Origin of the sequence: Alicyclobacillus fodiniaquatilis, from assembly GCF_042678105.1 — a bacterium.
Taxonomy (GTDB): Bacteria; Bacillota; Bacilli; order Alicyclobacillales; family Alicyclobacillaceae; genus Alicyclobacillus; species Alicyclobacillus fodiniaquatilis.
This window is the reverse complement of sequence record NZ_JBHUCX010000018.1, coordinates 43,103-66,707: the sequence shown is the minus strand read 5'-3', so window position 1 is coordinate 66,707 and position 23,605 is coordinate 43,103. Positions and strand designations below refer to the sequence as shown.

General features: G+C 52.5%; 22 protein-coding genes. 4 read left to right on the top strand and 18 right to left on the bottom strand.

What is annotated here, in order from left to right; translation table 11 throughout:
• Positions 1-405: 405 nt before the first annotated feature.
• Both ACFSB2_RS05780 and ACFSB2_RS05775 read left to right on the top strand, forming a co-directional pair.
• The gene (locus tag ACFSB2_RS05780; RefSeq protein ID WP_377942092.1) at positions 406-1,092 is read left to right on the top strand and encodes a response regulator transcription factor; all 687 of its coding nucleotides are present in this window, start codon (positions 406-408) and stop codon (positions 1,090-1,092) included.
• A 122-nt stretch (positions 1,093-1,214) separates the two neighbouring features.
• On the top strand, positions 1,215-2,468 hold the full coding sequence (locus tag ACFSB2_RS05775; protein WP_377942091.1) for a sensor histidine kinase: 1,254 nt from the start codon (positions 1,215-1,217) through the stop codon (positions 2,466-2,468).
• Here ACFSB2_RS05775 and ACFSB2_RS05770 read toward each other — a convergent pair.
• The 4 genes from ACFSB2_RS05770 to ACFSB2_RS05755 are packed head-to-tail and all read right to left on the bottom strand — an operon-like array spanning position 2,450 to position 6,343.
• Positions 2,450-3,247 carry a lipoate--protein ligase family protein gene (locus tag ACFSB2_RS05770; RefSeq protein ID WP_377942089.1) on the bottom strand — a complete coding sequence of 266 codons (798 nt, stop codon included), beginning with the start codon at positions 3,245-3,247 and terminating at the stop codon, positions 2,450-2,452. The two genes, ACFSB2_RS05775 and ACFSB2_RS05770, sit on opposite strands and share 19 nt — an antisense overlap.
• Positions 3,189-4,736, bottom strand: a complete 1,548-nt coding sequence (locus ACFSB2_RS05765; RefSeq protein ID WP_377942087.1) for a sensor histidine kinase — start codon at positions 4,734-4,736, stop codon at positions 3,189-3,191. The genes ACFSB2_RS05770 and ACFSB2_RS05765 overlap by 59 nt, the downstream gene beginning before the upstream one ends.
• A 3-nt stretch (positions 4,737-4,739) precedes the next feature.
• Complete coding sequence (locus ACFSB2_RS05760; RefSeq protein ID WP_377942086.1) at positions 4,740-5,417, bottom strand: response regulator transcription factor; 678 nt, start codon at positions 5,415-5,417, stop codon at positions 4,740-4,742.
• 20 nt (positions 5,418-5,437) lie between these two features.
• Positions 5,438-6,343: a LysR substrate-binding domain-containing protein gene (locus ACFSB2_RS05755; RefSeq protein WP_377942084.1), complete on the bottom strand. Its 906-nt coding sequence runs from the start codon at positions 6,341-6,343 to the stop codon at positions 5,438-5,440.
• 335 nt (positions 6,344-6,678) lie between these two features.
• Here ACFSB2_RS05755 and ACFSB2_RS05750 point away from each other — a divergent pair, with 335 nt between their 5' ends.
• Positions 6,679-7,941 (top strand): adenylosuccinate synthase, encoded by a 1,263-nt coding sequence (locus ACFSB2_RS05750; RefSeq protein WP_377942081.1) that lies wholly within the window; start codon positions 6,679-6,681, stop codon positions 7,939-7,941.
• Between the two features lie 124 nt (positions 7,942-8,065).
• Here the strand turns inward: ACFSB2_RS05750 and gap are convergent, their stop codons facing one another.
• The 6 genes from gap to ACFSB2_RS05720 form a co-directional block, all read right to left on the bottom strand.
• Positions 8,066-9,070, bottom strand: coding sequence for a type I glyceraldehyde-3-phosphate dehydrogenase (gene gap / locus ACFSB2_RS05745; RefSeq protein WP_377942079.1), 1,005 nt, complete (start codon positions 9,068-9,070; stop codon positions 8,066-8,068).
• A 12-nt stretch (positions 9,071-9,082) separates the two neighbouring features.
• Entirely contained in the window at positions 9,083-10,117 is a 1,035-nt protein-coding gene (locus ACFSB2_RS05740; RefSeq protein WP_377942076.1) for a sugar-binding transcriptional regulator, read from the bottom strand.
• Positions 10,118-10,229: 112 nt separating this feature from the next.
• Positions 10,230-11,195, bottom strand: a complete 966-nt coding sequence (coaA, locus tag ACFSB2_RS05735; protein ID WP_377942073.1) for a type I pantothenate kinase — start codon at positions 11,193-11,195, stop codon at positions 10,230-10,232.
• A 123-nt stretch (positions 11,196-11,318) separates the two neighbouring features.
• Positions 11,319-13,121, bottom strand: a complete 1,803-nt coding sequence (locus ACFSB2_RS05730; RefSeq protein WP_377942069.1) for an ABC transporter ATP-binding protein — start codon at positions 13,119-13,121, stop codon at positions 11,319-11,321.
• A 19-nt stretch (positions 13,122-13,140) separates the two neighbouring features.
• Positions 13,141-14,916, bottom strand: a complete 1,776-nt coding sequence (locus ACFSB2_RS05725; RefSeq protein WP_377942065.1) for an ABC transporter ATP-binding protein — start codon at positions 14,914-14,916, stop codon at positions 13,141-13,143.
• Positions 14,917-15,067: 151 nt separating this feature from the next.
• Positions 15,068-15,889, bottom strand: a complete 822-nt coding sequence (locus ACFSB2_RS05720) for a helix-turn-helix transcriptional regulator (protein ID WP_377942062.1) — start codon at positions 15,887-15,889, stop codon at positions 15,068-15,070.
• Positions 15,890-16,192: 303 nt separating this feature from the next.
• Between ACFSB2_RS05720 and ACFSB2_RS05715 the strand changes: the two genes are divergently transcribed.
• Positions 16,193-16,666: a DUF1641 domain-containing protein gene (locus ACFSB2_RS05715; protein WP_377942060.1), complete on the top strand. Its 474-nt coding sequence runs from the start codon at positions 16,193-16,195 to the stop codon at positions 16,664-16,666.
• Between the two features lie 255 nt (positions 16,667-16,921).
• On the opposite strand, the gene ACFSB2_RS05710 is transcribed toward ACFSB2_RS05715, so the two are convergent.
• The 8 genes from ACFSB2_RS05710 to ACFSB2_RS05675 form a co-directional block, all read right to left on the bottom strand.
• A complete protein-coding gene (locus ACFSB2_RS05710; RefSeq protein ID WP_377942058.1) occupies positions 16,922-17,740 on the bottom strand; it encodes a hypothetical protein in 819 nt (272 codons plus the stop codon).
• Between the two features lie 416 nt (positions 17,741-18,156).
• Positions 18,157-18,690: an Hsp20/alpha crystallin family protein gene (locus ACFSB2_RS05705; RefSeq protein ID WP_377942056.1), complete on the bottom strand. Its 534-nt coding sequence runs from the start codon at positions 18,688-18,690 to the stop codon at positions 18,157-18,159.
• Positions 18,691-18,823: 133 nt separating this feature from the next.
• Positions 18,824-19,162 carry a hypothetical protein gene (locus ACFSB2_RS05700; protein WP_377942054.1) on the bottom strand — a complete coding sequence of 113 codons (339 nt, stop codon included), beginning with the start codon at positions 19,160-19,162 and terminating at the stop codon, positions 18,824-18,826.
• Positions 19,163-19,202: 40 nt separating this feature from the next.
• Positions 19,203-19,610 carry a hypothetical protein gene (locus ACFSB2_RS05695; RefSeq protein ID WP_377942052.1) on the bottom strand — a complete coding sequence of 136 codons (408 nt, stop codon included), beginning with the start codon at positions 19,608-19,610 and terminating at the stop codon, positions 19,203-19,205.
• Positions 19,611-19,873: 263 nt separating this feature from the next.
• On the bottom strand, positions 19,874-20,536 hold the full coding sequence (locus tag ACFSB2_RS05690) for a bifunctional 4-hydroxy-2-oxoglutarate aldolase/2-dehydro-3-deoxy-phosphogluconate aldolase (protein ID WP_377942050.1): 663 nt from the start codon (positions 20,534-20,536) through the stop codon (positions 19,874-19,876).
• 31 nt (positions 20,537-20,567) lie between these two features.
• The gene (locus ACFSB2_RS05685) at positions 20,568-21,440 is read right to left on the bottom strand and encodes an MBL fold metallo-hydrolase (RefSeq protein ID WP_377942048.1); all 873 of its coding nucleotides are present in this window, start codon (positions 21,438-21,440) and stop codon (positions 20,568-20,570) included.
• A gap of 17 nt (positions 21,441-21,457) precedes the next feature.
• Positions 21,458-22,606 carry a galactonate dehydratase gene (dgoD, locus tag ACFSB2_RS05680; protein WP_377942046.1) on the bottom strand — a complete coding sequence of 383 codons (1,149 nt, stop codon included), beginning with the start codon at positions 22,604-22,606 and terminating at the stop codon, positions 21,458-21,460.
• Between the two features lie 19 nt (positions 22,607-22,625).
• Positions 22,626-23,564 carry a sugar kinase gene (locus tag ACFSB2_RS05675; RefSeq protein WP_377942186.1) on the bottom strand — a complete coding sequence of 313 codons (939 nt, stop codon included), beginning with the start codon at positions 23,562-23,564 and terminating at the stop codon, positions 22,626-22,628.
• Positions 23,565-23,605 lie beyond the last annotated feature (41 nt).

Here is a 23,605-nt window from a genome sequence, read left to right as displayed (position 1 = left end):
TTTTGCCCCCTTGCCGCTTGATAAAATCTTGTCGATCCGGCGATGTTCTGAACTTTAAATCGCAACTCCGTATATTTCGTGCTATCTCACACGGAGAAAACTCACCATCAAATTGACAGAAAATTTAACACAAAGACACATGCGCTGTCCGTTGGTTTCTTTATCATTTTCGAATCAAAATCAATGTAAGGCCTGTAAACTGAGCGTCGGTGCCTCCACCGCACCACACAGCGCCGGCTGTCGCGTGTCCTGCGGCCTTGAAACCTGTACAATATCAATAGGGATCAATAAGACTGCGGGCACGCGGCATGACGGCAGAAGCAATCGGAAAAGCAATCAGCTGTTATCATGTGCCATGTATCCATCTAATTTGAATATAAAGTTGATAAGGGGGCAGATTCACGTATGCGGATTTTGTTAGTTGAGGACGAGCGCAAACTTGCCTCTGCATTGAAGCAATTGTGTAAGGAACACCAATACGTCGTCGACATGGCCCACGATGGGGAAACAGGCTGGGATCTGGCGATGACCAACAGTTATGATTTGGCCATTCTCGACATCATGCTGCCCAAGATGACCGGCATTGAGATTCTGCGCGAGATGCGCAAACACGATATACACACACCCGTTCTGCTCTTAACCGCCAAGGACACGGTGGAAGACCGGGTCGCGGGACTCGACGCTGGGGCTGACGATTACTTGGTCAAACCGTTTGACAACAAGGAGCTCTTGGCGCGCGTGCGCGCATTGACGCGTCGAACAGGGCAGTTGGCGGGCACCGATGCGATGGAAGCTGGACCATTTCGCCTAGATCTGACCACGCGGACCGTCACGCGCAATGACGACATGCTCACATTGACGACGAAAGAATTTCAACTATTGGAGTTGTTCATCCGCAACCAGGAAAAAGTGCTTTCAAAGGAGATCATTCTGGACAGGGTCTGGGGACCCGACGCCGATGTGATTGGCAACGCGGTAGAAAACTACGTGCATTTTTTGCGCAAAAAAATTGACATACCTGACCTGCCGTCATTTATCGCCACCGTGCGCGGAGTTGGTTACATTTTTCATTCGAATCCACAAAACACGTAATCGCCATGTGCCATCCGCAAAAGCAAACCAGAAAGATGTAGAGAAGATTCATTCAAAACAACGCGGATGGCGCGCGCCAAGACGCCGCAGGTTAAAGTCGCACAAAGCAAAGAGGGATGCTGTTGTTTCAACGATTGCGCTATCGAATCACCCTGTTGGCCGTGTTGCTGCTGGTTGTACTGTACAGCATTTCGTCCATCGCGGTTTATACCATTGTGCGAGGAAATATAACACGGAATCTGGATGCGAATTTGAAAAACTCAGCATTGACGGTTTTGCAGAATCCACCGACATTAAACACATACAGACATCTGTTGCAATCAGGTATTTATGTCCTGCCTGATGATGTGCAATTGCAGTTCATCACACCGTCGAACGCCAACGCGGTGATAAAGGCGCTGCCAACCGCCAGCAAGAAACAAGAGTGGTTCAGTTTGACGGTGGGAGACAACCATTATCGCATCTACTACTTGCCGGTCGTCGCGGCGGACGGCAGTCAAACATACATCGCCACCATGATGGATGCGTCGCCGGAACTTCAATTTTTGACGCGGCTGAAACGCGTGATTTTGACAGTGGGACTCGGCGGGCTCGCCGTGGCGATTCTCGTCGGCTTCTTCCTTGCCGAACGGATGTTGCGCCCGATACGCATCGCCTGGCAGCGCCAACTTGAATTCGTGTCGGACGCGTCGCACGAATTGCGCACACCGCTGGCGGTGATTCAGTCCAATCTCGGCATTGTCATGGAGCACACCGACGAATCGGTCATCGAAAATCTGGAGTGGCTCAACAACGCGCATGGCGAATCAAGACGGCTGTCCAAACTGGTGCAAGACTTGCTGACACTCGCCCGTTCCGACTCGGAGCGGATGCCGATTGAACAAGAGACGGTCAATCTGAAAAATTTGGTTGAACACGTACACGAGCTATATGAAACCATCGCTGAGATGAAGGGCATCACCCTGGCCGTACATGCGCCAGAGAACGTAGAAATCATTGGCGACCGGGATAGACTGCACCAACTGCTGGTGATTCTGTTGGACAACGCCATGAAATTCACGGAGGCTGGCGAACGGGTCGAGATCAAATTGAATACCAACAAAAACCTCGCTGTGCTGACGGTAGAAGACACGGGACTTGGCATTGCCAAGGAGAACATCCCGCGCGTGTTCGATCGCTTCTTCACTGTGGATCCGTCGAGATCGCGCGAGCACACACAAAAAGGCACTGGGCTTGGCCTGTCCATCGCCCGCTGGATTGTGGACGCCCATCGCGGCCGCATCGCGCTCTACAGCGAAGGACTGGGCCACGGGACCACTGTGAAAGTGGAATTGCCCATCGGCGCGCCGCATCCGAGTCAAGACAAATCGACTTGAATGCCCTGCTCCGTATAATACCGCTGGAGAAAACGGACCAAATCACGTTGCGCGCATCGCGCGTCATAATCTGTCGCGAGGCGATGTTGGCGAAGTAAAGCAAGCAAACTCGTCGATGTAGCCTCTTCGACGCGATAGGGATCCCCAATTTCGCTGTAAAAGCGATTGATGGCCGCCGTTGCCCAGGCAAAATCGACGTCGATCACGATGCAAGCATGAGCCAACACATACCCGGGATGCTTGGAAGCTGTCCCAGCGAGGCCGCCGCGCCACGCCTGCGCCGTCCCCACGAGCTTCTGACCGTCGACGAGCACATTGTAGTTGCCGTCGCAGTAACTCCCCGGCAAGGCCCCTGTCGCGACCTCTGTCAAACCCATGCCGCGCAGCCAATCGAGCAATGGCTGGCAAAGCAGCTGATAGTAGCTGTCGGTCGACACCTGCTGCGTTTGGCGTGGCAGCAAGAACGACAAATTGAGCACGCCTTCACCGTGCGGCACCGCTGTGCCGCCTGTATGCCGGACAATGATGGGGCAACCTTCATCGGCCATCAACTGTACGGCACGCTCGCCCGCTTCCCCCGCTGCGTCGCGTTTGCTGACGACAAGCCCTCGCACAGCTGTGTGCCGCCAAACGCGCACAGTAGGCGGGCGAATGCCCTTGCCCACTTCGCGCGCCAGTGCATCATCCAAAAGAATGTTGGCGCTGCTGTCTGCTTCATCTTCACTGGTTGTCACTTGAATGCGCTTCGGCATCAAGTCGAGTATTTCTCTGTCCAGCACTGTCCGCTGCCCCCTTTTGTCGCGTGTCAGTCTCCGCCGCAATGCCGTCTTGCAGGCGACGCTGCATCGGGATCAAAATGACGACCGTTGTCCCCTTGTTCACGCGACTATGTACATAGATCTTTCCTTCATAGATCTCGACAATCTTCTTGCTGATGGACAGCCCAAGCCCAGAACCCTTGCCCCTGCCGCGGCCGTCGTCAGCTCGATAAAATCTGTCAAACACATGTGGTAACACATCTTGCGGAATCCCTTCGCCGTTGTCGGACACCGTGAAGCGCACCGCCATTTCATCCCCCGTCGCCATCAGTTCGATCCGCCCGCCGTCGGGTGTGTGCCGCTGCGCATTATCAATCAAAATGAGCAAAATCTGATGCAGGTCATCCTTGTCGATGTACGCGCGCGTGTCTTTGGTCAAATGCACCATGTAATCTAACTGAAGCATCGGACGCAAGATGACGACGTCATCGCGAATCTGATTGAACAACATCTCCAGCTCTGTGCTGGTCATCCCAGGCACGCTGGGCGCAGAAGCGTCTTCTGTCCGCGCCATCCACAAGAGGTGATCGACCAATCTCTGCAATCGTTCGACTTCCGATACGATGTTGCGCACGGCAGGCTCCCACACGCGCTCATTTTTGTTTCCCCAGCGCCGCAACAGATTGGCGTGTCCATTGATAATGGCCAACGGAGTTCGCAACTCGTGCGACGCATCCGCAATGAAGCGATTTTGTTCCTGCACCCCCGTGTCGATTTTCGCCAACAGGTGATTGATGGACTGCTGTAAAGACGCCAGTTCGGCGGGAAGACGATTGAGCGTGAGGCGTTCAGACTGTTTCCACTCAACCGCTTGAATGCCTTCCATCAGCTTGCCGAGCGGTCTTAACCCGCGGACAATCAACCTGTGCATGCCCAGCGCAAACAAGCCTAAAATGACGAAGTCAATCGCCAACAACAGGCGCAAAGTCTGCCACATTTGATGGCGCAGCGAATCCGTCAAACTAAACAGGGTCAATTCCCCGGTGGTCCCGTTGAGGAATTTGACATACCTGGTCGCGGCAACAACCTGGTGTGATCCGTCTTTGTCGTGCCACTTGTAGGGATAGCGCCAGAAGACCGTGGTGATGTCTTTCCCTGGTGGCGGTATCTGCTCCTTTGCCAGGTTGTTGATCATGTCCGACATTTTCACGCGATTAAACAAGGGACTTTTCACTTCAAACAATTCTGTCCCCTGATTATCTGTCAGATAGATGGCCGAATCCGTGACCTCTACATACCGTTGCCAATCGGTTGTCATCTCATTGTTTGCCAGATTGTTGACGCCTTGACCCACCAAATTTTCGATTTCCAACTGTAACACGCGTTTGAATGATTGAAAATTCCTATCCTGAAAAGTGGTCATATAAACGAACGTATAGACCATCAAAATCACGCCGCCCCAGATAATCGTCCACCATATTAGGCGTGATTTCAAACTTTGTCGACTCATGGGTTACACCTCAAACTCAAAGCGATAGCCCTGACCACGCACCGTCTTGACAAACGCCTTGGCGGGATCGACCTTTTGTCTTAAATACCCAATGTATACATCAACCACATTGGTGTCTCCAATGCCGTGAAAGCCCCAGACGTTTTGCAACAATTCCTGCCGCGTCCAAACTTGATTTGGGTGGCGCAGCAAAAAGAGGAGCAAATCGTACTCGCGTGCAGTCAACTCAACCTCTTCGCCTGCGAAGGTGACATGACGGGTATCCAAGTAGACGGTCACATCGCCAAACTCCAATACGGTCTCGCTGACGCTATTTTGCGCAGCGTTTTGTCGACGAAACAAGGCCCGAATGCGCGCGAACAGCTCCTCGATGGAAAACGGTTTGACCAAGTAATCATCTGCGCCTGCGTCGAGGCCTGTCACTCTGTCCGACACTTCACCGCGCGCGGTGAGCATGATGATGGGAACGGAACTTTGGCTGCGAATCGCCGTACACACTTCGATCCCATTCATGCCTGGAAGCACGATATCCAACAGGATGAGGTCGTAATCATTCGCCTGAAACACCTCAATGGCTGTAGTTCCATCCGTCGCCACATCGATCTCAATGTCCTGCAGTTCCAATTCCAGCCGCAAGAACTCTACGAGCCCCGGCTCATCCTCCACTAGCAAGACGCGCACTGATATCAACTCACTTTATCTTAACTTAGCTCTTCCAATTCCGCTTCCCGCGCAAGTTGTGGCAGCGCATCGGTAAATGCCTTCGTCGCAGCGGACATACTAGAGCTTGTCCGCACCACAGCGGTGATGGTGCGATAACCCAACGTCACATCCGTCAATGAAAGTTGCACCAAACGCTCTGCCAAAATGTCATCCTGGACTACGGATTTGGGCAGGACGGCCACCCCCAACCCTGTTTGGACAAAACGACTAATCGCTTCTAAGCTATCTGTTTCCAACACCATATTCAATCGCTCGTTCGGCACCAGTTGTTGCTCGACAATCTGCCGCAGCCCTGACTCCGAGCGCATCAAGACCATCGGCAACTGCGCCAGTTCTGTGCGGTTGAGCGGTGACGACGGCAAGGCGTACTGTGGTGACGCGACCAACAGCAAATCATCGCGCCAGAGCGGAATACTCGCCAACTCGGCCATATGCGCCGGCGCTGTGGTGACCAGTCCCACATCGATGACACGCTCCAACAGTCGTGTCACAGTTTGCTTAGAAGAACCCGTTATCACCTGAAAGCGAACGCCAGGGTGCAAACGCCGATAACGGGCAATGACGCTTGGCAAGCGGTAAATCGTCGGCGTAAGCCCAGCGCCAATCAGCACAACGCCTCGTTCCGGATCTGTCAATTGATTCAACTCGTCGTACATCCTGGTCTCTGTCATCAGCAACTGGCTTGCATAATCGCGCACACGCTCGCCTGCGCGCGTCAGCATCAGCCGCTTGCCCACCCTGTCAAACAAGAGCACGCCTGTCTCCCGCTCCAATTGCTGAATTTGGCGTGTAATGGTCGGCTGCGTCAGGTGAAGCACCTCGGCGGCCTTGGATAACGTCTCCTGCTCCACAACGCAAAGAAACGTCCGATAGTGATTGAGCATCTTCGCATACCACGCTTTACAAATTCCATTCTACTCTATAAATGATCCGATACCTTGTGCGCGCCATCCGCGCTGCCTCGATTAACTGACATTTTCACGATTCTGCTGATACGAGATGCATCCCCCATGACGGTCTCTCAGAAATCACGCGCTATGTATCATACACTTTCCGTATAAATTACATACACATCATTCATTTTACACATATAAGAAGAAACCGTACACTACTTGTGGGGCTCCGAAGGAGACTAGAAATTTCAAAACACATCATCGACGACATCACATTTTCTTCTAATTAAGAGAACCCTAAGGAAAGCTTTTGAGGAGGATTTACCATGATGCACGCGGTTATTGGTGCTCAATATGGAGACGAAGGCAAAGGCAAGATGGTGGACTATTTAGCCGAACAGGCGGATATCGTCGTTCGTTATCAAGGCGGCGGCAATGCAGGTCACACCATCGTCAATGAACATGGCAATTTTGCGCTCCACCTAGTGCCTTCCGGTATTTTTCACAAACATACCATTTGCGTACTTGGCGCTGGTACAGTCGTTCATCCAGGTCAACTGATGAATGAATTGGCGACATTGGAAGCGGCAAACATCGATACATCTTCGCTCGTCATTTCCGAACGCGCGCATATGGTGCTGCCTTATCACATTTGGCAAGACAAGTGGGAAGAAGAGCAACGCGCGAAAAAAGTCGGCACCACCTTGCAGGGCATCGGGCCTGCATATCAGGACAAAGTCGGTCGTTTCGGCCTGCAGTTTGGTGAACTCCGCCAGCTGGATCGATTTGAACAGCGCTTGCGCCAAGCATGGGAAAACAAACTGAATCGCATTCCACAACTGTCGGCATACGGACAATTCGATGACTTGTGGAATGAGCTCATCGCGGCGAGAGAGCGCTTGCTGCCGTACATCCAGGATACCACGCCGCTTTTGTACAAAGCGGAGCAAGAAGGACGCCACGTGTTGCTCGAAGGCCAGCTTGGCATCATGCGAGATCTCGATTGGGGCGTCTACCCATTCGTCACCTCCTCTTCACCAATCGCTGGCGGCATCCCGGCCGGCGCTGGCATTCCGCCTACGGCGCTCAAGCGCGTGACCGGCATCACAAAGGCTTACACAACTGCGGTCGGCGAGGGGCCTTTCCCGACAGAATTGCACGACGAATACGGGCGCTATCTGCAGGAGCATGGCCATGAATACGGCGCTACAACGGGACGCCCGCGCGCATGCGGCTGGCTTGACATCCCGACACTGCGTTATGGCGCATGGATCAATGGCTACACAGAACTGGCTTTGATGAAAATGGACGTGTTGAGCGGTCTGAAGGAAATCGGAGTTTGCCAAACATATCGGGTGAACGGTGAGCGCCATGAGTGGCCGCTGCAGACATATCAAATGGAGCAGGTGGAACCAGAGTACACCATGCTGCCAGGCTGGGACGAGGACATCTCTGGTTGCAAGTCGTTCGACGAATTGCCAGCCAATGCGCAAGCATTTGTCCGCCAGATTGAAGCGTGGGTCGGCGTGCCAGTGCGCTTTGTATCTGTGGGTCCCGGTCGGGATCAAACCATCATCCGCGAGGGCTAACGCGCTATCCTAAATTACAAGCTCAAGTAAGCACATGGGCCACCAGCAAGCAGGTGGTCCTTTTTTTCATCAAAAAAGCCCGACCAGAACGCGCTTTGCGTACGGGTCGGGCTGAAAAAGTCAATTACAGCTTCGATGCGATATAGGTTGCCAAATCGACAACGCGGTTGGAGTAACCCCATTCGTTGTCATACCAAGCAACGACTTTCACCATATCGTCGATCACCATTGTGGATAACGCATCAACGGTGGACGAATGCGCATCCCCGTTGAAGTCGCGGGAGACTAGCGGCTCTTCTGTGTAAGCCAAGATGCCTTTGAGCGCGCCTTCTGCAGCATTCTTCAACGCGCCGTTGATGTCCTGAACAGTCGCCGATTTTTTCACCTGAGCGGTCAGGTCGATGAGCGAGACATTCGGTGTCGGCACGCGCATTGCCATACCGTTCAAACGGCCTTGCAAATGAGGCAATACCAGACCGACTGCCTTCGCCGCACCAGTCGAGGTCGGAATGATGTTCAAAGCTGCAGCACGAGCACGACGCATGTCGCTGTGCGGCAAGTCGAGAATTTGTTGATCATTGGTGTACGAGTGAACGGTCGTCATCAAGCCCTTTTCGATGCCAAACAAATCGTCAATCACTTTTGCGACTGGCGCCAAGCAATTGGTGGTACAAGAAGCATTGGAAATGACGTTGTGATTTTGCGGATCATATGTCTCATGGTTGACGCCCATGACAAACGTCGCATCTTCGTTCTTTGCAGGCGCCGAGATGATCACTTTCTTCGCGCCGCCAGAAGTGATGTGGGCTTGCGCCTTGTTCTTGTCGGTAAAGAAACCTGTGGATTCAACCACAATCTCCACACCAGCGTCAGCCCACTTGATGTTGCCGGGATCGCGCTCGGAGAACACTTGAATCTTTTTGCCGCCTACCACAAGTGCACCGTCTTCTGCATGTACGTCCTGTTGCAAAATCCCATGTACAGAATCGTACTTCAAAAGAGCTGCCAACGTGTTTGCATCTGTCAAATCATTGACTGCGACAATATCGATATTTTGATTGTTCAGTGCTGCACGAAATACATTGCGTCCAATACGACCAAATCCATTAATGCCTACTTTTACAGCCATGTTTTTCGCTCCTCACGCATGAGAATATTGTTGAACCAGGCGATTTGCCGCGCCTTCATCTGTCACAAGCGCATCAATGCGGTACGCCTTTGCTGCCGAAACAATCGCTGTCGCTTTCGCTTTCCCACCAGCGACCGCCAAAACAAAGCGCACATGACTGATATCAGACAATCTCAGACCAAGGGTCTTCATCGAATAGACAACTTGCCCGTGTTCGTCAAAGTAATAGCCGAACGCCTCTGCCACGGCTTTATCGCGCTCGAGCTGTGCCATTTCTTCGGCACTTGCCTGCCGCCTTCGCGCCATCTTCAGCGCATCACCAATCCCATGCACGACCACCGTCGAACTGCGGATGATGGGCAAGCGCTGTTGGATATAGGGATCTTCCAACAGTTGTTCGAACGCCCCTGGCGAAAGTCTATCCGGAACATGCAACATCAGCGATGTGCCACCCAGTCTATCTGCCAACATCGCTGCAATGGTGTTGGCCTGGTAAGCGACCGTTTCACCGACACCACCACGTGCAGGTACGACGCGCAGGCCGTGCCGCGCATTGCTCTCAGGCATGTTGCGCGCAAGTGCAGCGACAGTCGTTCCCCCTGTCACCGCAATGACATCATGGTCTTCTACGGCATTTTGCAGGTACTGTGCAGCCTGTAATCCCAACTGCTCTTTGACCCACGGCTCGGTATCGCTATCCCCTTCAATAATCAGCACATTCGGAATCTCGAGAATCTGGGACAACGTACGCGCCAGATCCGCGCGTCCAGCCGCTGCTGCAGCCACCGCTTCAAGTTCCGCCAACAATGCGCTACCTTCTTCAGAAAGGGACACGCCGGCCGCTGAGCTGATGAGTAAGCCCTGCTGCCGTAAGACATCCAGTTCCGCGCGCAAAGTGCGCTCAGACTGATGCATCGCCTGCGCCAGCGCCCGCCGACCAATGGGCCCCAACAAATGCACACGTTGCAAGACGCGTAAACGTCGCTGTAACACATCCATCAGTTCGGGTACGACCCTGCGGACAGCTGTCCAATGTAAGTTTTCCATGCAGGTCCCCCATTGCCAGGGACCATCGGGACATCAGACGTCCCTGGGATACTCAGATACGTCCCGTTAGACATAGTTTACCGTACAGCGCGTTGCTGTGCAACGTACAAATCTACAGCCTGCGCAGTTGAACCTGCTCGACCATGTGTTGGTCACCCTTTTTCAAAATCAATTGCGCCCGCGCTTTTGTCGGCAAGATATTTTCCTTTAAATTCTTCGCATTGATCTCTTCCCATATGCGTTCCCCCATTTCTGACGCCTCTGCAACCGTCAGTCGAGAGAAGCGGTGGAAGTAGGATTTCGCATCGCGAAACGCCGTTTCGCGCAAAGTGAGAAAGCGTTCGATATACCACTCGCGGATGAAGCGCTCTTCGGCGTCCACGTAAATCGAAAAATCGAAAAAGTCGGATACGAAGACGTTTTGCACTCTGCGCGATCCGCCCCCCGAACGAGGCGTCTGCAGTACGTTTACACCTTCAAGAATGACGATGTCCGGCTGCCGAACCACAATCTGCTCCTCTGGCACAATGTCATAGGTCAAATGCGAATAAACCGGGGCGATGACCTCCGGTTTACCAGATTTCACATCGGCGAGGAAATGGATCAATCTACGCGTGTCATAACTTTCTGGAAAGCCTTTGCGATGCATGATGCCGCGCCGTTCCAACTCGCTGTTCGGGAGAAGGAAGCCATCGGTTGTGACCAAATCCACTTTTGGATGGTTGGGCCAGCGTGACAACAACGCCTGGATAATCCGCGCCGTCGTACTTTTACCGACGGCCACGCTGCCGGCGATGCCAATGATGTAGGGCACTTTCGCCCCCAAATGGCCAAGGAATGCATGTGTGACTTTCGACAGATTCTGCGTCGCGCCGACGTATAAATTGAGCAACCTGGACAAAGGCAGGTAAATATCTTCAACTTCGGACAGTGAGAAACGTTCATTCAAACCATGGAGTTGAATCAATTCCGTTTCCGTGAGAGGCAATGGCGTGGCGGCGCGTAAATTGCGCCATTCTTCGCGCGAGAAGGTGATATAAGGAGAAAAAGACCGATTGGTATTTACTTTTTGGTGCATTGTCATTTGCCTCCAAACACGCACATAAAATCAGCCCGGATAAACCACCGGGCTGATCTGCATTATAGCACTTTTGAACCATGACACAGAAAGCAAAACATAAGACACATCCCACAAACGTGCTCAAGCCAAGAATCGGTATTGCGCTTCAACCAGACTGTAATAATATCCACCGTCTGCCATCAAGCTTTCATGCGTGCCAGCCTCGACAATTTGACCGTTGTCAAACACGAGAATCTGATCCGCGTCGCGGATGGTTGACAAGCGGTGAGCCACGACGAAAGCGGTTCGTCCCTTGAGCAACACCTGCAACCCTTTTTGAATCAGGTGCTCGGTGTACGTATCAATGCTGGCCGTCGCTTCGTCCAGGATGAGCACACGGGGATCCGCAAGGATGGCTCGTGCGAACGAAATCAACTGCCGCTCACCTTGCGACAAGCGGCTCCCCCGCTCACGCACCTCTGTTTCATAGCCGTTCTCCAACCCCTGGATAAACTCATCCGCGTAAATGGCTTTCGCAGCTGCCTTGACTTCCTCGTCCGTCGCAGCCGGATTGCCATAGCGGATGTTATCCATAATGGTGCCGGAGAAAATAAATGTTTCCTGTAGCACCATTCCCACTTGCGAACGTAAGCTGTCTAAATCGACATCGCGGATATCGTGTCCATCGATGCGAATGTGACCGCTGACGGGATCGTAAAACCGGGACAACAAATTGATCACTGTGCTCTTGCCTGCGCCAGTGTGGCCGACCAATGCGATGGTTTGCCCTGGCTGAACAGTGAAACTGACATCATTCAGCGCCCGCCGCCCTGTCTCATACTCGAAGACCACGTTTTCAAACTGCACCGTTCCCTGAATCTTCGGCAGCGGTTTGGATTGTGCCGAATCCTTGATCATCGCTTTGGTGTCAAGGTATTGGAAAATCCGTTCAGAAGACGCCATGGCGACCAGCAGTTGGTTGTAAACCTGCCCCAATTGGCCAATCGGCGTCCAGAAATTGCCGATGTAATTGGCAAATGACACAAGCAAACCGACAGTGACCAGATCTGCGCGCAACAGGTGTACACCGTAAAAGAACAGGAGTGCGCTGCCAAGGGCGCTGGTCAAATTGACCAGCGGTCCAAAAGGAATGCTCCAGCGCTGGGCAATCATGAAGCGATTCATGTAATCCTTGTTCATGCCCTCAAAAAACTGCTGGTTCTCCTCTTGACGAGTGTATGATTCCGTGACGCGCATCCCCTGAATGCCTTCGGCCAAATGCGCGTTGATTCGGCTTAAGCGCAACCGAACCTGCTGCCATGATCGGCGAATTTGCACCGTCAGACGCAGCGAGAGCAGGAACATGAACGGCACAATCACCAAGGTGATGACGGAAAGACGCCAATTGAGTGTAAACATGATAATGATGATACCAATGAGTGTAAACATGTTTGTGATGCTATTGACTACACCGTTGGTGAACAAATCTTGCAGTGAATTGACGTCGTTCATAATCCGCACCAGGATGGAACCAGCTGGCCGACTGTCAAAGAAGTCGTTCGACAATGTCTGAACGTGGCTGAACAATTCACGCCGCAACCCCTGAATGACACTTTGCCCAAGCCGATTGGTCATGTAAATGCGGAATTTAGACGCAAAAAAGTTGATGATGTACAGCACGAGCAAAATGACGCCATCCAAGAAGAGCAACCGCGGCTGATGATGGCTGATGGCCGTATCGATGGTGTGCCCCACCAGATATGGCGCTAACAACGTCACCAAGATGTTGCCGCACGTCGCGCCCAACGCGCCGAAGATGATGCCGGGATACGGTCTCATATATGCAAACAGACGACGCATCTGTCCAAGCTGGAACTTCTTTTCCAACGCTTCGTCATCCCGGTAAATAAAAGGCGCACGCAGCATTTCTTGACTTTCTTTCATCCTTTTACGCCTCCTTCCCTCAACCGCGCCATGAACCGTCTGTACCCGTCGCAACAGGAACCTTGTTCATCGACGCGAAATCTTGGAATTGCATATCGAAAATCTGACGGTACAAACCTTCACGCTGCAACAACTCATCATGTGTGCCCACATCGACGATGCGTCCACCGTCGAGCACCAGAATCTTATCGGCCCGTTTGAGCGAAGAAACGCGGTGCGCAATGATGAATGTCGTACGCCCAGCCATCACTTTTTGTAAGGACTGCTGAATTTCGTACTCGGTCTCCATATCCACAGCACTGGTCGCATCGTCCAGAATCAGGATGGACGGGTTGAGCACAATGGCGCGTGCCAAAGCCACACGCTGTTTTTGTCCACCAGACAGCCCCATACCCCGTTCGCCGACGAGTGTGTAGTACCCTTCCGGCAAGTTGTCGATAAACTCTTTCGCATCGGCAATCCCCGCTGCCTTTTCGACATCGTGTTCTGTCGCATCCGGACGTCCATAGGCAATGTTGGAGAAGATGGTGGTCGAGAACAAAAACGGTTCTTGGAACACCACGCCGATTTGCCGCCGCAATGTTTCCCTATCCCAGTCTTTTACGTTGACACCGTCAATCAAGACTTCCCCTTCGCCCGCATCGTAAAAGCGCGAAATCAGAGAAACCAGGCTCGTTTTGCCTGACCCGGTCAGTCCCAAGAGCGCGACCGTCTCACCCGGTTCAGCGACAAAGCTGACATTTTTCAGCACTTCGATCTCGCCGTACCGAATGGTGACATCCTTAAATTCGACTCTCCCTGTCAGTTTGCCTTGATACCCTTGCTTTTCTGCAGCCAATTCGTCCGGTGACTCGATAATTTCCAACAAGCGCTCACCAGCTGCGGTCGCCTGCGTCCAGTTGTTCAAAAAGAAGCCCAACTGCGACATTGGCCCGATGATATACCAGACGACACTCAAAAACGCGACCAAATCACCCAGATTCATCTGCTTGGTCATGACCAACCAGCCGCCAACCATGAGAATCAACACGACACCGATATTCCCGGTCAACTCAATCAACGGGAAGAACTTGCGCCACAATTTGGTCGCATCCATGTTGGCTGCAAAATAAAGATCATTGCGCTGGTTGAACTTGTCAATTTCAAAGCCTTCTTTTGCAAACGACTTGACCGTTCGCATCCCCATGACATTTTCCTGCACCCCAGAATTGAGTGTGCCCAATGTCCGCCTGATGCGTTGGAATGTCGGGTGAATTTGCTTGTCAAAACGAAGTGCTGTCGCGGCGAGAAAAGGCACTAAACAAGTGATGACCAATGCCAAAATCCAGTTCATCGTGAGCATCAAACCGATGCCCATCCCCACCGTGAGCACGAGACTGACCAGGTTGTTGATGCCAGATGCCAAAAACATCCGAAATGCATCTAAGTCCGCTGTCATACGAGACATCAAGTCTCCTGAGTGAACATTGTCATAATAGCGAAACGGTTGATGATTCAGCTTTTTGTAAAGCGAATTGCGTAGGTCAAAAGCCGTTTTAGCGCCAAACAGTTGACCTAGATACTGTTGGCCAAAGTTGAAGAATCCTTGGATAAAAGCCGCCAGCAGAATCGCGCCTGTCAGCCACCAAAGTTCTCCATACTGGTGTTGGAGGATCACTTGGTTCACAATCGTCTTCAAAAAGTACGGATACGCTAAACCAAGTGCCGTGGTCACCACCAGAAGCCCTAGACTCACAAATAACAAGGGCAGAAACGGGCGATAAAACTTGCCCAGACGTCGGTAGACTCCGTTCACCAGAAGTCCTCCTTTCAAATTTTGCAACACCAAGACAGCGTAAGAGTGATTTAACCATAAAGCATTCCCTAAAAGAATGACCTATATGGTTAACTATTGACGGATTTGGCTGAAACCAAAAAAAGGGCAAAAATAACGTGCACAGCCATCCTCACTGTGCACGTTCGCGAAAGGCGCGAGGGGAAATTCCATAGCGGGATCGAAAGACGCGGTAGAAGTAGGAATAACTCCGAAAGCCGCACAAATCTGCAATCTGTTCAAGGTTGAAGGTGCTAAAGCGCATCCGGTCGCATGCCATCTGCAATCGCACATTGAGCAGATACTGCACAATGGTCTCTTGATACGTATCTTTAAAAATGTGCACCGCACGCGAAACACTGATGCCCGCCGCTTCCGCGACCTCGCGGAGCGTGATGTCCTCCGGCGCATGCCGCTCGATAAACCAACGCATTCGCTCGGCGGCGAGTGGAATCGGCGCTGCCACCGCAGCATCTTGCGCCACGCGGTCGATGGTCAGACACAACGCCCGCAGCAGGTAGTCGGACAACTCACCGTCTGCGCCGCCTGGGCGACGATGTTCCTCAATCAACTGGCGCCACAAGTGTACGCACTGTTCCTGCAGGGATAACTTTACATGGGTGGAACGACTGCGCGAGTGCCACCAATTGTCCAACCAGTGTCCATCGCAAAATAGGTATAAGTCCGTGGAATAAACTGTTTGCATCTGTGGATCACGATCGACATCAATGTGCAACTCATACGACTGTCCAGGCGCAAACATCAACAAATCACCAGCTTCGGCGCAAAACACGCGGTTATCCACCACGACACGGGCAGCCCCGTCTGTCTGTAACCGAAACAAGTAGCAGTCCAAACCGGCCCCATCTACAAAATGATACGGACGTTCATGCTCTGCATACCCGGCGCCAAGCACGTTTGTTCCAAATTTCTTACAACAATGACTTGCGTCCATCACCAATCACTCCAGTGTGTGGAGATTGCGCACACTAAATCTTATCAAACTAGATCGGCAACGTATACACAAATTTTCATGGAAAAAGTGACTAACTTTTGTTCGAATTTTTGCATCAATATATTAGACAAACGTATCATGTGTCCACTATACTGTGGAGTGGAATTGTTAACACCGCACTGACCAGATAGGAGACCATCCTGGTCGTCACGGTGAATTGAATTTTATGTGTCCCGCAAGTGGAAGAAAGTACCTAGTACATGCTACTCAAAGGTGTGCAGACCGCAAGGAGGAATCGTGAACGTGGCAGAGGCAACCAACCAGACAGTAGATGTTTCTGACATCCTACTAGATCCAAATGTGCAATTGTCGCTTAACACCGTATTGGAAAAAATGCCTGAACTGGCAGAACTGATGTCAGCGCTCACCAAAAACGAAGAAACATTGCAAAGTTTGGTGAAAGTCATCGACAGCTTGCCGACATTGGCGAAACTATTGCGCTTGGTAGACCGCGTATATGGCGCTGTTGAAGATGCTGTAACAGACGGATCGACCATGGAAGGCGCCGTCAAAATGGCGCAAGGGTATGTACAGCCCGTCATTGGCACAGTTCAAAAAGGATACCGTGCATTTGAAGTGGCGAAAGAACGCTCCGAACAGGATACGACCAAGTACAACGTGTTCTCCTTGCTGAAGATGCTCAAAGATCCAAACGTGCAAAAAGCATTGCGCTTTACCCAAGCGATGTTGGACGCGCTTGGCGAAGACAAGGCGTAATCTGGTTGCCGCAAAAACCCTCTCGGCCAAATACCGAGGGGGATGTACTTTGGCTACTCTGAAAATCATAGGGCACCTTGGTGTGCGCTATTCGCGATGCCTTGATGAGCTGGAGTCGCTTCGTTCTGCTGGTGTGGGATGCATCACGCATCGCAGTCTGCATCAAAATGACATGCGCGCCATCCATCGTTCCTCGCCACATGTACAGCGACAATATAAACACCGCCGACTTAAATGAGACCGCATGCGCTTGCGCTACTGTACAGGCCACCATCCTTTTGGCATTTGCACGTCAATCGACAAATACCCTGTGACTGCAGGGTGTGTATCATCGATAGTTCGAGCCACTTCCAGTAAAAAACGGGCTGTCTCGGTATCCCCCACTTGCTCCCGTTCCGCTACATCTCCAACCAATGCTTGTACAAGTTGATTTCGTTCCCATTCTTGCAGTTGCTCGGCAGCGAACATGCGAATGTCGCGAATGACTTCATCCTGGTCCTGCCATTTACCCAAACGCGCCATCAAAATTGGCCAAATTTCTAGTCCCTCAATCGTCAACATCGGATTGTTCTCGTGAATAGATATCTGGATCTGCCGATACGCCTCTTCGAAATCTTCCACTTCAAGGAGTGTTTGAATGTAAATGCCGCGAATATAGGACGCAATGCCGACATTGGTTTCGATGGCCTCTCGCACATATACGACAGCTTCTTCAGCACTGCGGCTCCGCATCACAAACAAGCGCGTCATGTACATAAAAATGGAAACCACGACGAACGGATCGCGCGACTTGCCAAGCGCCGTATGAACTTCATGTTCAAATCCATTGGTTTCGCCTGATTGCAGATGCGCATCAGCGAGATAGAGCCGCAACGGCCAAAGCGCAGCATCCAACTCAATTTGCGCTTGGAGTTCATCTGCGGCCGCCTGCGGGTGCTTGTCACGCCGCGTCAGATACTGCTGTTCTGCTTCGTTTAGACGCGTGATCACAGCCTCATCTGCGATTCGTTCGCGCACCGTGTCAATTGCGTTTGCAACTAGATGCGTCGCAGCCAGTTCAAGTTCATTTTGCATGTATGCACCACCGTCATCCCTTCTCAGCGCTTTCCAAACGCCGCTCTCTGCGAATCCTCTGATTGACTCGTGTGTTTTTCTTTTGCGCTAGCGCTGTGCGTTGCAGACCGCGTGATATATGTCATGATTCATTTTAACGCTTCTACCTCGAAAGTTAAATCGGCGCTTTGGTGCCGCGCCATCCGCGATGCCTTGATTGACTGGCATGTACATGATTCTGCTGGTGCGGTATTCATCACGCATGGCGGTCTTTGGACACAAGTCATTTCACGGTGGAGTCGTTGCCAGAGGGGATGTTTTTTTCGAACGTTTTTGTTCGTCAGCACATCGCGACGAAACAAAGCAGCGGCGCTTTCAGACGTCAGTGAACACGCTGCTGATCACGCTAAGCGGATAAGCTTCTCCCACGGTAGGCGTCATTTTCCGCGACTGCGGGTTTGGTTGTCGCTGTCGTCCTCAAATTGAATGGTGACAAAGTTCTGCGATTCGGGATCGTCTTGTCCGTACTTTTCCAGACGGACCATCAACAGTCCATTGCGATATGTCGCATTTACCCTGTCTGCAATCACCCGTACAGGCAGCGGCACATGCCGTTCAAACGGACCATGATGCCGCTCGGAGATGATCACGTGGTCCGCGCGAAATCCCGCCTCCGCAATCGTGCCACGCACATAGATGTGATCCGAGCGCACTGACAGCGAGATATCAGATGCCCGCGCCACACCTGGAATTTCGAAGATGGCGACAATTTCCGGTCCTCGCTCGTACACGTCAACTCGAGGAAACGATTCATCATCGTCGTCCTCGTATGCAGTGCCCTGCTGGATGTTGGGAAACGGCATACCCTTAAAAAAATCATCGCCCAGCACTTTTCGCATATCACGCAAATCACCCAAGTTGCGCAGCATATCGAACGGATTAAAGGAACCACCTTGATTTTTTCCTGCCATACTTCATCCCTCACGTCTCCCCTGTAAATAAAGTCGATACCCTTGCGTACGCCATCCGTGATGCCTTGCTGACTGGTGCGTTCGTGATTCTACCGATGCGGGACGCATCACGCATGGCGATTTCCATCGTATTTCAGTGCCCGTCACGCCGCGCTTTGCGTGAATCTCCCCGCACAATCGAATCCTGGTCATCTGACTCGTCGCTCAATTTTTTTACAAAGTTCATAAACCAGTCTGGCGTCGGTTCATCTCCCAGACTCAACGTGTCTATCACATCCGAATCATTCAGCAGCGATCTGGCTTCGCGAACGGTATTGTGATCCCCGCTGACCGTCCCGAATCCTTGCGTATGCTTTTTCGTGCTGCGAAAGTTTGTCGGCCAATTGTTTCCCATATTGAGGCAGGACGCCCCTTCAATTTGCCCGATTCGAATCGTGCCAATGGCGAATGTCGGTGACAAAATCCGCTTCAAGGCCATCTCCTCGTTTCTACCTCGTAAATAATGCGACACCCTAGTGCAAGACGATGGCATAGCCACTCCCCGTCCGCTTCCAAGTTTGTCGTTCATCATCAGCGCCAGCGCCATTCGCGTCGCACTGCTCCGCAGGAATCGCCTCTGATGTGGTATCGACCGCTTTGGCATCAACTGCCTTCACCTGATGATCAGTTTGTGACGGATGCCACACTTTGGTGCCAAAATTGTTCCCTAAGTTCAAAGCGCCGCTCAACTCTTCAATGTCCAATTTGTCTAAGCGAAACATCAGTTCATCCATCTGCAGCTTTTCAACGTGAAGCTCATCAATCTGAATTTGTACGGTTTGCTTCTGTTCTTTCCCAGCTTCGTGACGCAGGAGTTCGACAAGTTGTCTCAGTTCAAGCAGCAATTGTTCTTCCCGTCGTTTTCTTCGGCGCAATAACATTGCAATCCCATCTTTGCCGTCAAGATAAGGTGAAGCACGTCCACCTATGCCCTAATTGACTGTATGCAAAGCGCAAGCGAAATAGGCCGAATTTTGCCGCAGATGCGAGGTACGGTACTGAAAGACACGATTGACCGCTTTGGTGATGCTGGACAGGAGGCATTTTCAGGAGACCGCCATGCGCGATGCATTCAGGACCAGCAGCATCATAAAACTGCCAATCAATCCGGGCATCGCACATGGCGCGGCAACAAAGCGCAGATTTAATTTTCTGGATGAGGGGACATCTGTGTAAAACGATGGTACACATCAATAAACGCCTTTGCGTTTTGCTTCATTTTGGCAAAATCACCAGCAGCCAGCGCCTGTTTGTCGAGAAGGCCGCCACCCAATCCCCAGCCAATCGCGCCGGCAGCCAAGAACGACTGCGCATTGGCAAGCGTCACGCCGCCAACCGCCAACAGGGGGATTTTATCAAACGGGCCACGGACTTCCCGCAGATAGCCTGCTCCGAGCGTACCGACTGGAAAGACCTTCACCGCACTGGCGCCGGACACATGCGCCGTGTAGATTTCAGTCGGCGTCATCGCGCCAGCCATCACCGGGATGCCCATACGCACGCCGTAGGCAATGACGTCTTGACCGACATGCGGCGTCACGAAAAACTGAGCGCCGTGCGCTTGCGCCTGACGAGCCGCTTCCTCTGTCAACACGGTTCCTGCGCCGATGCTCATCCTGTCGCCAAACGCGGCAGCCAATTGGGCAATCGACTGTAACGCGCCTTTTGTGTTGAGTGTCACTTCCAACAGTCGAACGCCGCCAGCATAAAGCGCCTCTGCCAACGTCGGCAGCACATCCCCATCGACGCCGCGGACAATCGCCACCACGCCGGTTTGACGCAAACGCGAAAGTATCAGTTCACTCATTGCTCGCAGTCCTCCAGACACATTTTGTCGATCACGGCAGATAAATAAACCGCTCACCAACGGCAAGCATGTGGAATTTTTGCTGACGTTGTTGGTGGAAGAGGTAATCTACAAAATGAGCCGGGTTGTCGCGATTGTTGGGAAACATATCATAATGGTTCGGCAGCAGCAAATCCGCCTTGATGGCCACCGCGAAATCAACAGCCTCACGCGCGCTCATGTTACCGACAATATTGCGTCTTGTCCGCTCGTAGTCACTGCCGTTCACAGGCAAAATCGCAATCTGCGGCCGCAGGGGCACAACCGTGTCCATCAACGTATCTGTCACGACCGTGTCTCCACTGTGGTAGATGGAAATTCCACTCATGTCAATCAAGTAGCCAAGATAGAGATGATCCCCTGCCTCGTCCTGCTCATAGACGGTGTGCGCAGCGGCAATCGGCAACACGCCAACGCCAGGCAGTTCGAGCTTTTCGCCTGCCCGCGCTGAGATGATAGCTTCGTCAGCCACACCCGCGTCCCGCAAGATTTCAGCGTGAGGCGCCGGCACGACAAACTTCACATGTTTGGCCGCGTGATGCAGGCGCGTGATGGTCTTCGTATCGAGATGATCCCCATGGTGATGCGTAATCAACACCGCCGTCAATTGCGCAAGCTGCTCTGGTTCAATGGGCGGATTATACTCGCGGATAAACTCATTATCGGGGTTCTCCGCTCTGTTGGTGCCGGACAAGAACGGATCGACGGCAACCATCGGGACGTTGCCAGTATCGGACGTGGGCGCACTCCCTTTGATCACGATGCCGGCCTGTCCAAGCTGCCACAGCGCAACGGCAGTATCTGGCACAACGGTTTGCTCTATCTCATTTTGCAGCGCGATTCCTTCTTTATATACGTAATTCATTTTTCTTCCCTCCAACATCACCATTCAGCTACAGTGCCATCCTCGTTGCGCCAAACCGGGTTCTTCCAATTGTGTCCTTGCGCTGCAGCTTCACGCACAAACGACTCGTTGACCTGAATGCCAAGACCAGGCGCTGTCGGCAAAGGCACAAATCCATTTTCGTAGCGGAAGACCGTGGGATCGTCCAAGTAATCGAGCAAATCATTGGTTTTGTTGTAGTGAATGCCCAAGCTCTGTTCTTGAATAAACACATTGGGGGTGCAAGCATCCAGTTGAATGCATGCGGCCAATGCAATGGGACCCAAAGGGCAATGCGGCGCGACGGCGACATCGTACGCCTCGGCCATCGCCGCAATTTTGCGCGTCTCGGAAATCCCGCCTGCATGCGACAAATCTGGTTGAATGATATCGACGTACCCATCGGTCAACAGCTTCTTGAAATCCCAGCGCGAGTACATCCGCTCCCCCGTGGCGATGGGTGTCGAGGTGTGCTGCGCGATTTCGCGCAAAGCTTCGTTGTTTTCCGGCAGCACTGGTTCTTCAATAAACATCAAATGGAACGGCGTCAGCTCCTTCGCCAACACTTTGGCCATCGCTTTGTGGATGCGGCCGTGAAAATCGACCGCAATGCCAAAGTCGCGCCCGACAGCATCGCGCACCGCTTGCACGCGCTCCAGCACCGCGTCCACTTTGGCGTGTGAATCAATATAATGCAACTCTTCAGTGGCGTTCATTTTTATCGCTGTAAACCCATGTTCCAGTTTTTCACGAGCCGAAACGCCAACGTCGGATGGCCTGTCGCCGCCAATCCAGGAGTAGACGCGCACTTTGTCGCGCACAGCGCCGCCAAAAAACGCGTACACCGGCAGTTGGTGCCGCTTGCCTTGCAAGTCCCATAGCGCTTGATCTATCCCAGCCATCGCACTCATCAACACAGGACCGCCGCGATAAAATCCAGCGCGGTACAACACCTGCCAAATGTCTTCAATCTGCCCCGGATCCCGGCCAATCAGATAATCCTCCATCTCCTTGACCGTCGCAGCAACAGCCGCGGCGTGCCCTTCGACAATCGGTTCTCCCCATCCAGCCAAACCATCGTCTGTCGTCAGTTTGAGAAAAAGCCAGCGGGGCGGAACTAAGAACAATTCCAGTTTCTCAATCTTCATGTCGCGTCGCACCTCTCATTTATCGTTTGACATCGGTCGTCTGCCCGGAGAGAAAAGCAGTCAGTTCAGCGCGCGTCGGCGATGATTCATAATCGCCAACACCACAAACCGCAATGGCGCCAAGCGCGCAAGCGCGTCGCACGGCATCCGCAACAGGCACATGCTCCAACAGGCCCGACAACAAACCAGCTGCAAATGCGTCACCAGCGCCGACTTCATCGACAAGCTTTACCGTAAAACCGTCGACGTAGCCCGATGTGTCCGCCGTCTGATAATATGCGCCCTGGCTGCCCAGCTTGACCACCACCAACTCGCACCCCTGCGCCAAAAACCAAGCCGCGATGGCTTCCGGCTTGTCGCTCCCTGTCAACAATTCTCCTTCTTCCAAGCCTGGCAGGGCGACGCTGGCATACTTCGCCATCTCGCGCAAAACCGGTATGGCGGTTTCCTGCGACCACAATTTGAAACGGATGTTGGGGTCAAATGACACCCGAATCCCTTGTGCTTTCGCCCTTTGCAAGATGGTAAGCACCGTCTGGCGATTCAAGTCACTAAGCGCAGGTGTAATCCCCGTCACGTGTAAAAATCCGATCTCTTTAAAATCAGCCAAGGGAACATCTGCTACCGCCAACTGGCTGACCGCCGAATGATTCCGATAATACTGCACATTCGTGCCATAAAGTTCCGAACGTTCCTTAAAAAACACCGCAGTCGGGCGATCGCGATCGAACTGGACATGCTGGACATCCACGCCTTCGCCGCGAAGCGTTTTCACGATATACCGACCAAAGCCATCGTCGCCTAATTTGCTGATCCAGGCGACCTGATGCCCCAAGCGCGCAAGCGCAACCGCAACATTGCCCTCTGCGCCAGCCATGCGTTTCGTAAAGTTTGTCGCTTGTTCAAGTGAAGAGCTGTCCGGCGTGAACAGCACCATGCTTTCGCCAAATGTGACCACTTCCAACAGACATGCACACTCCCGTCGTGAAAATAAAGTCA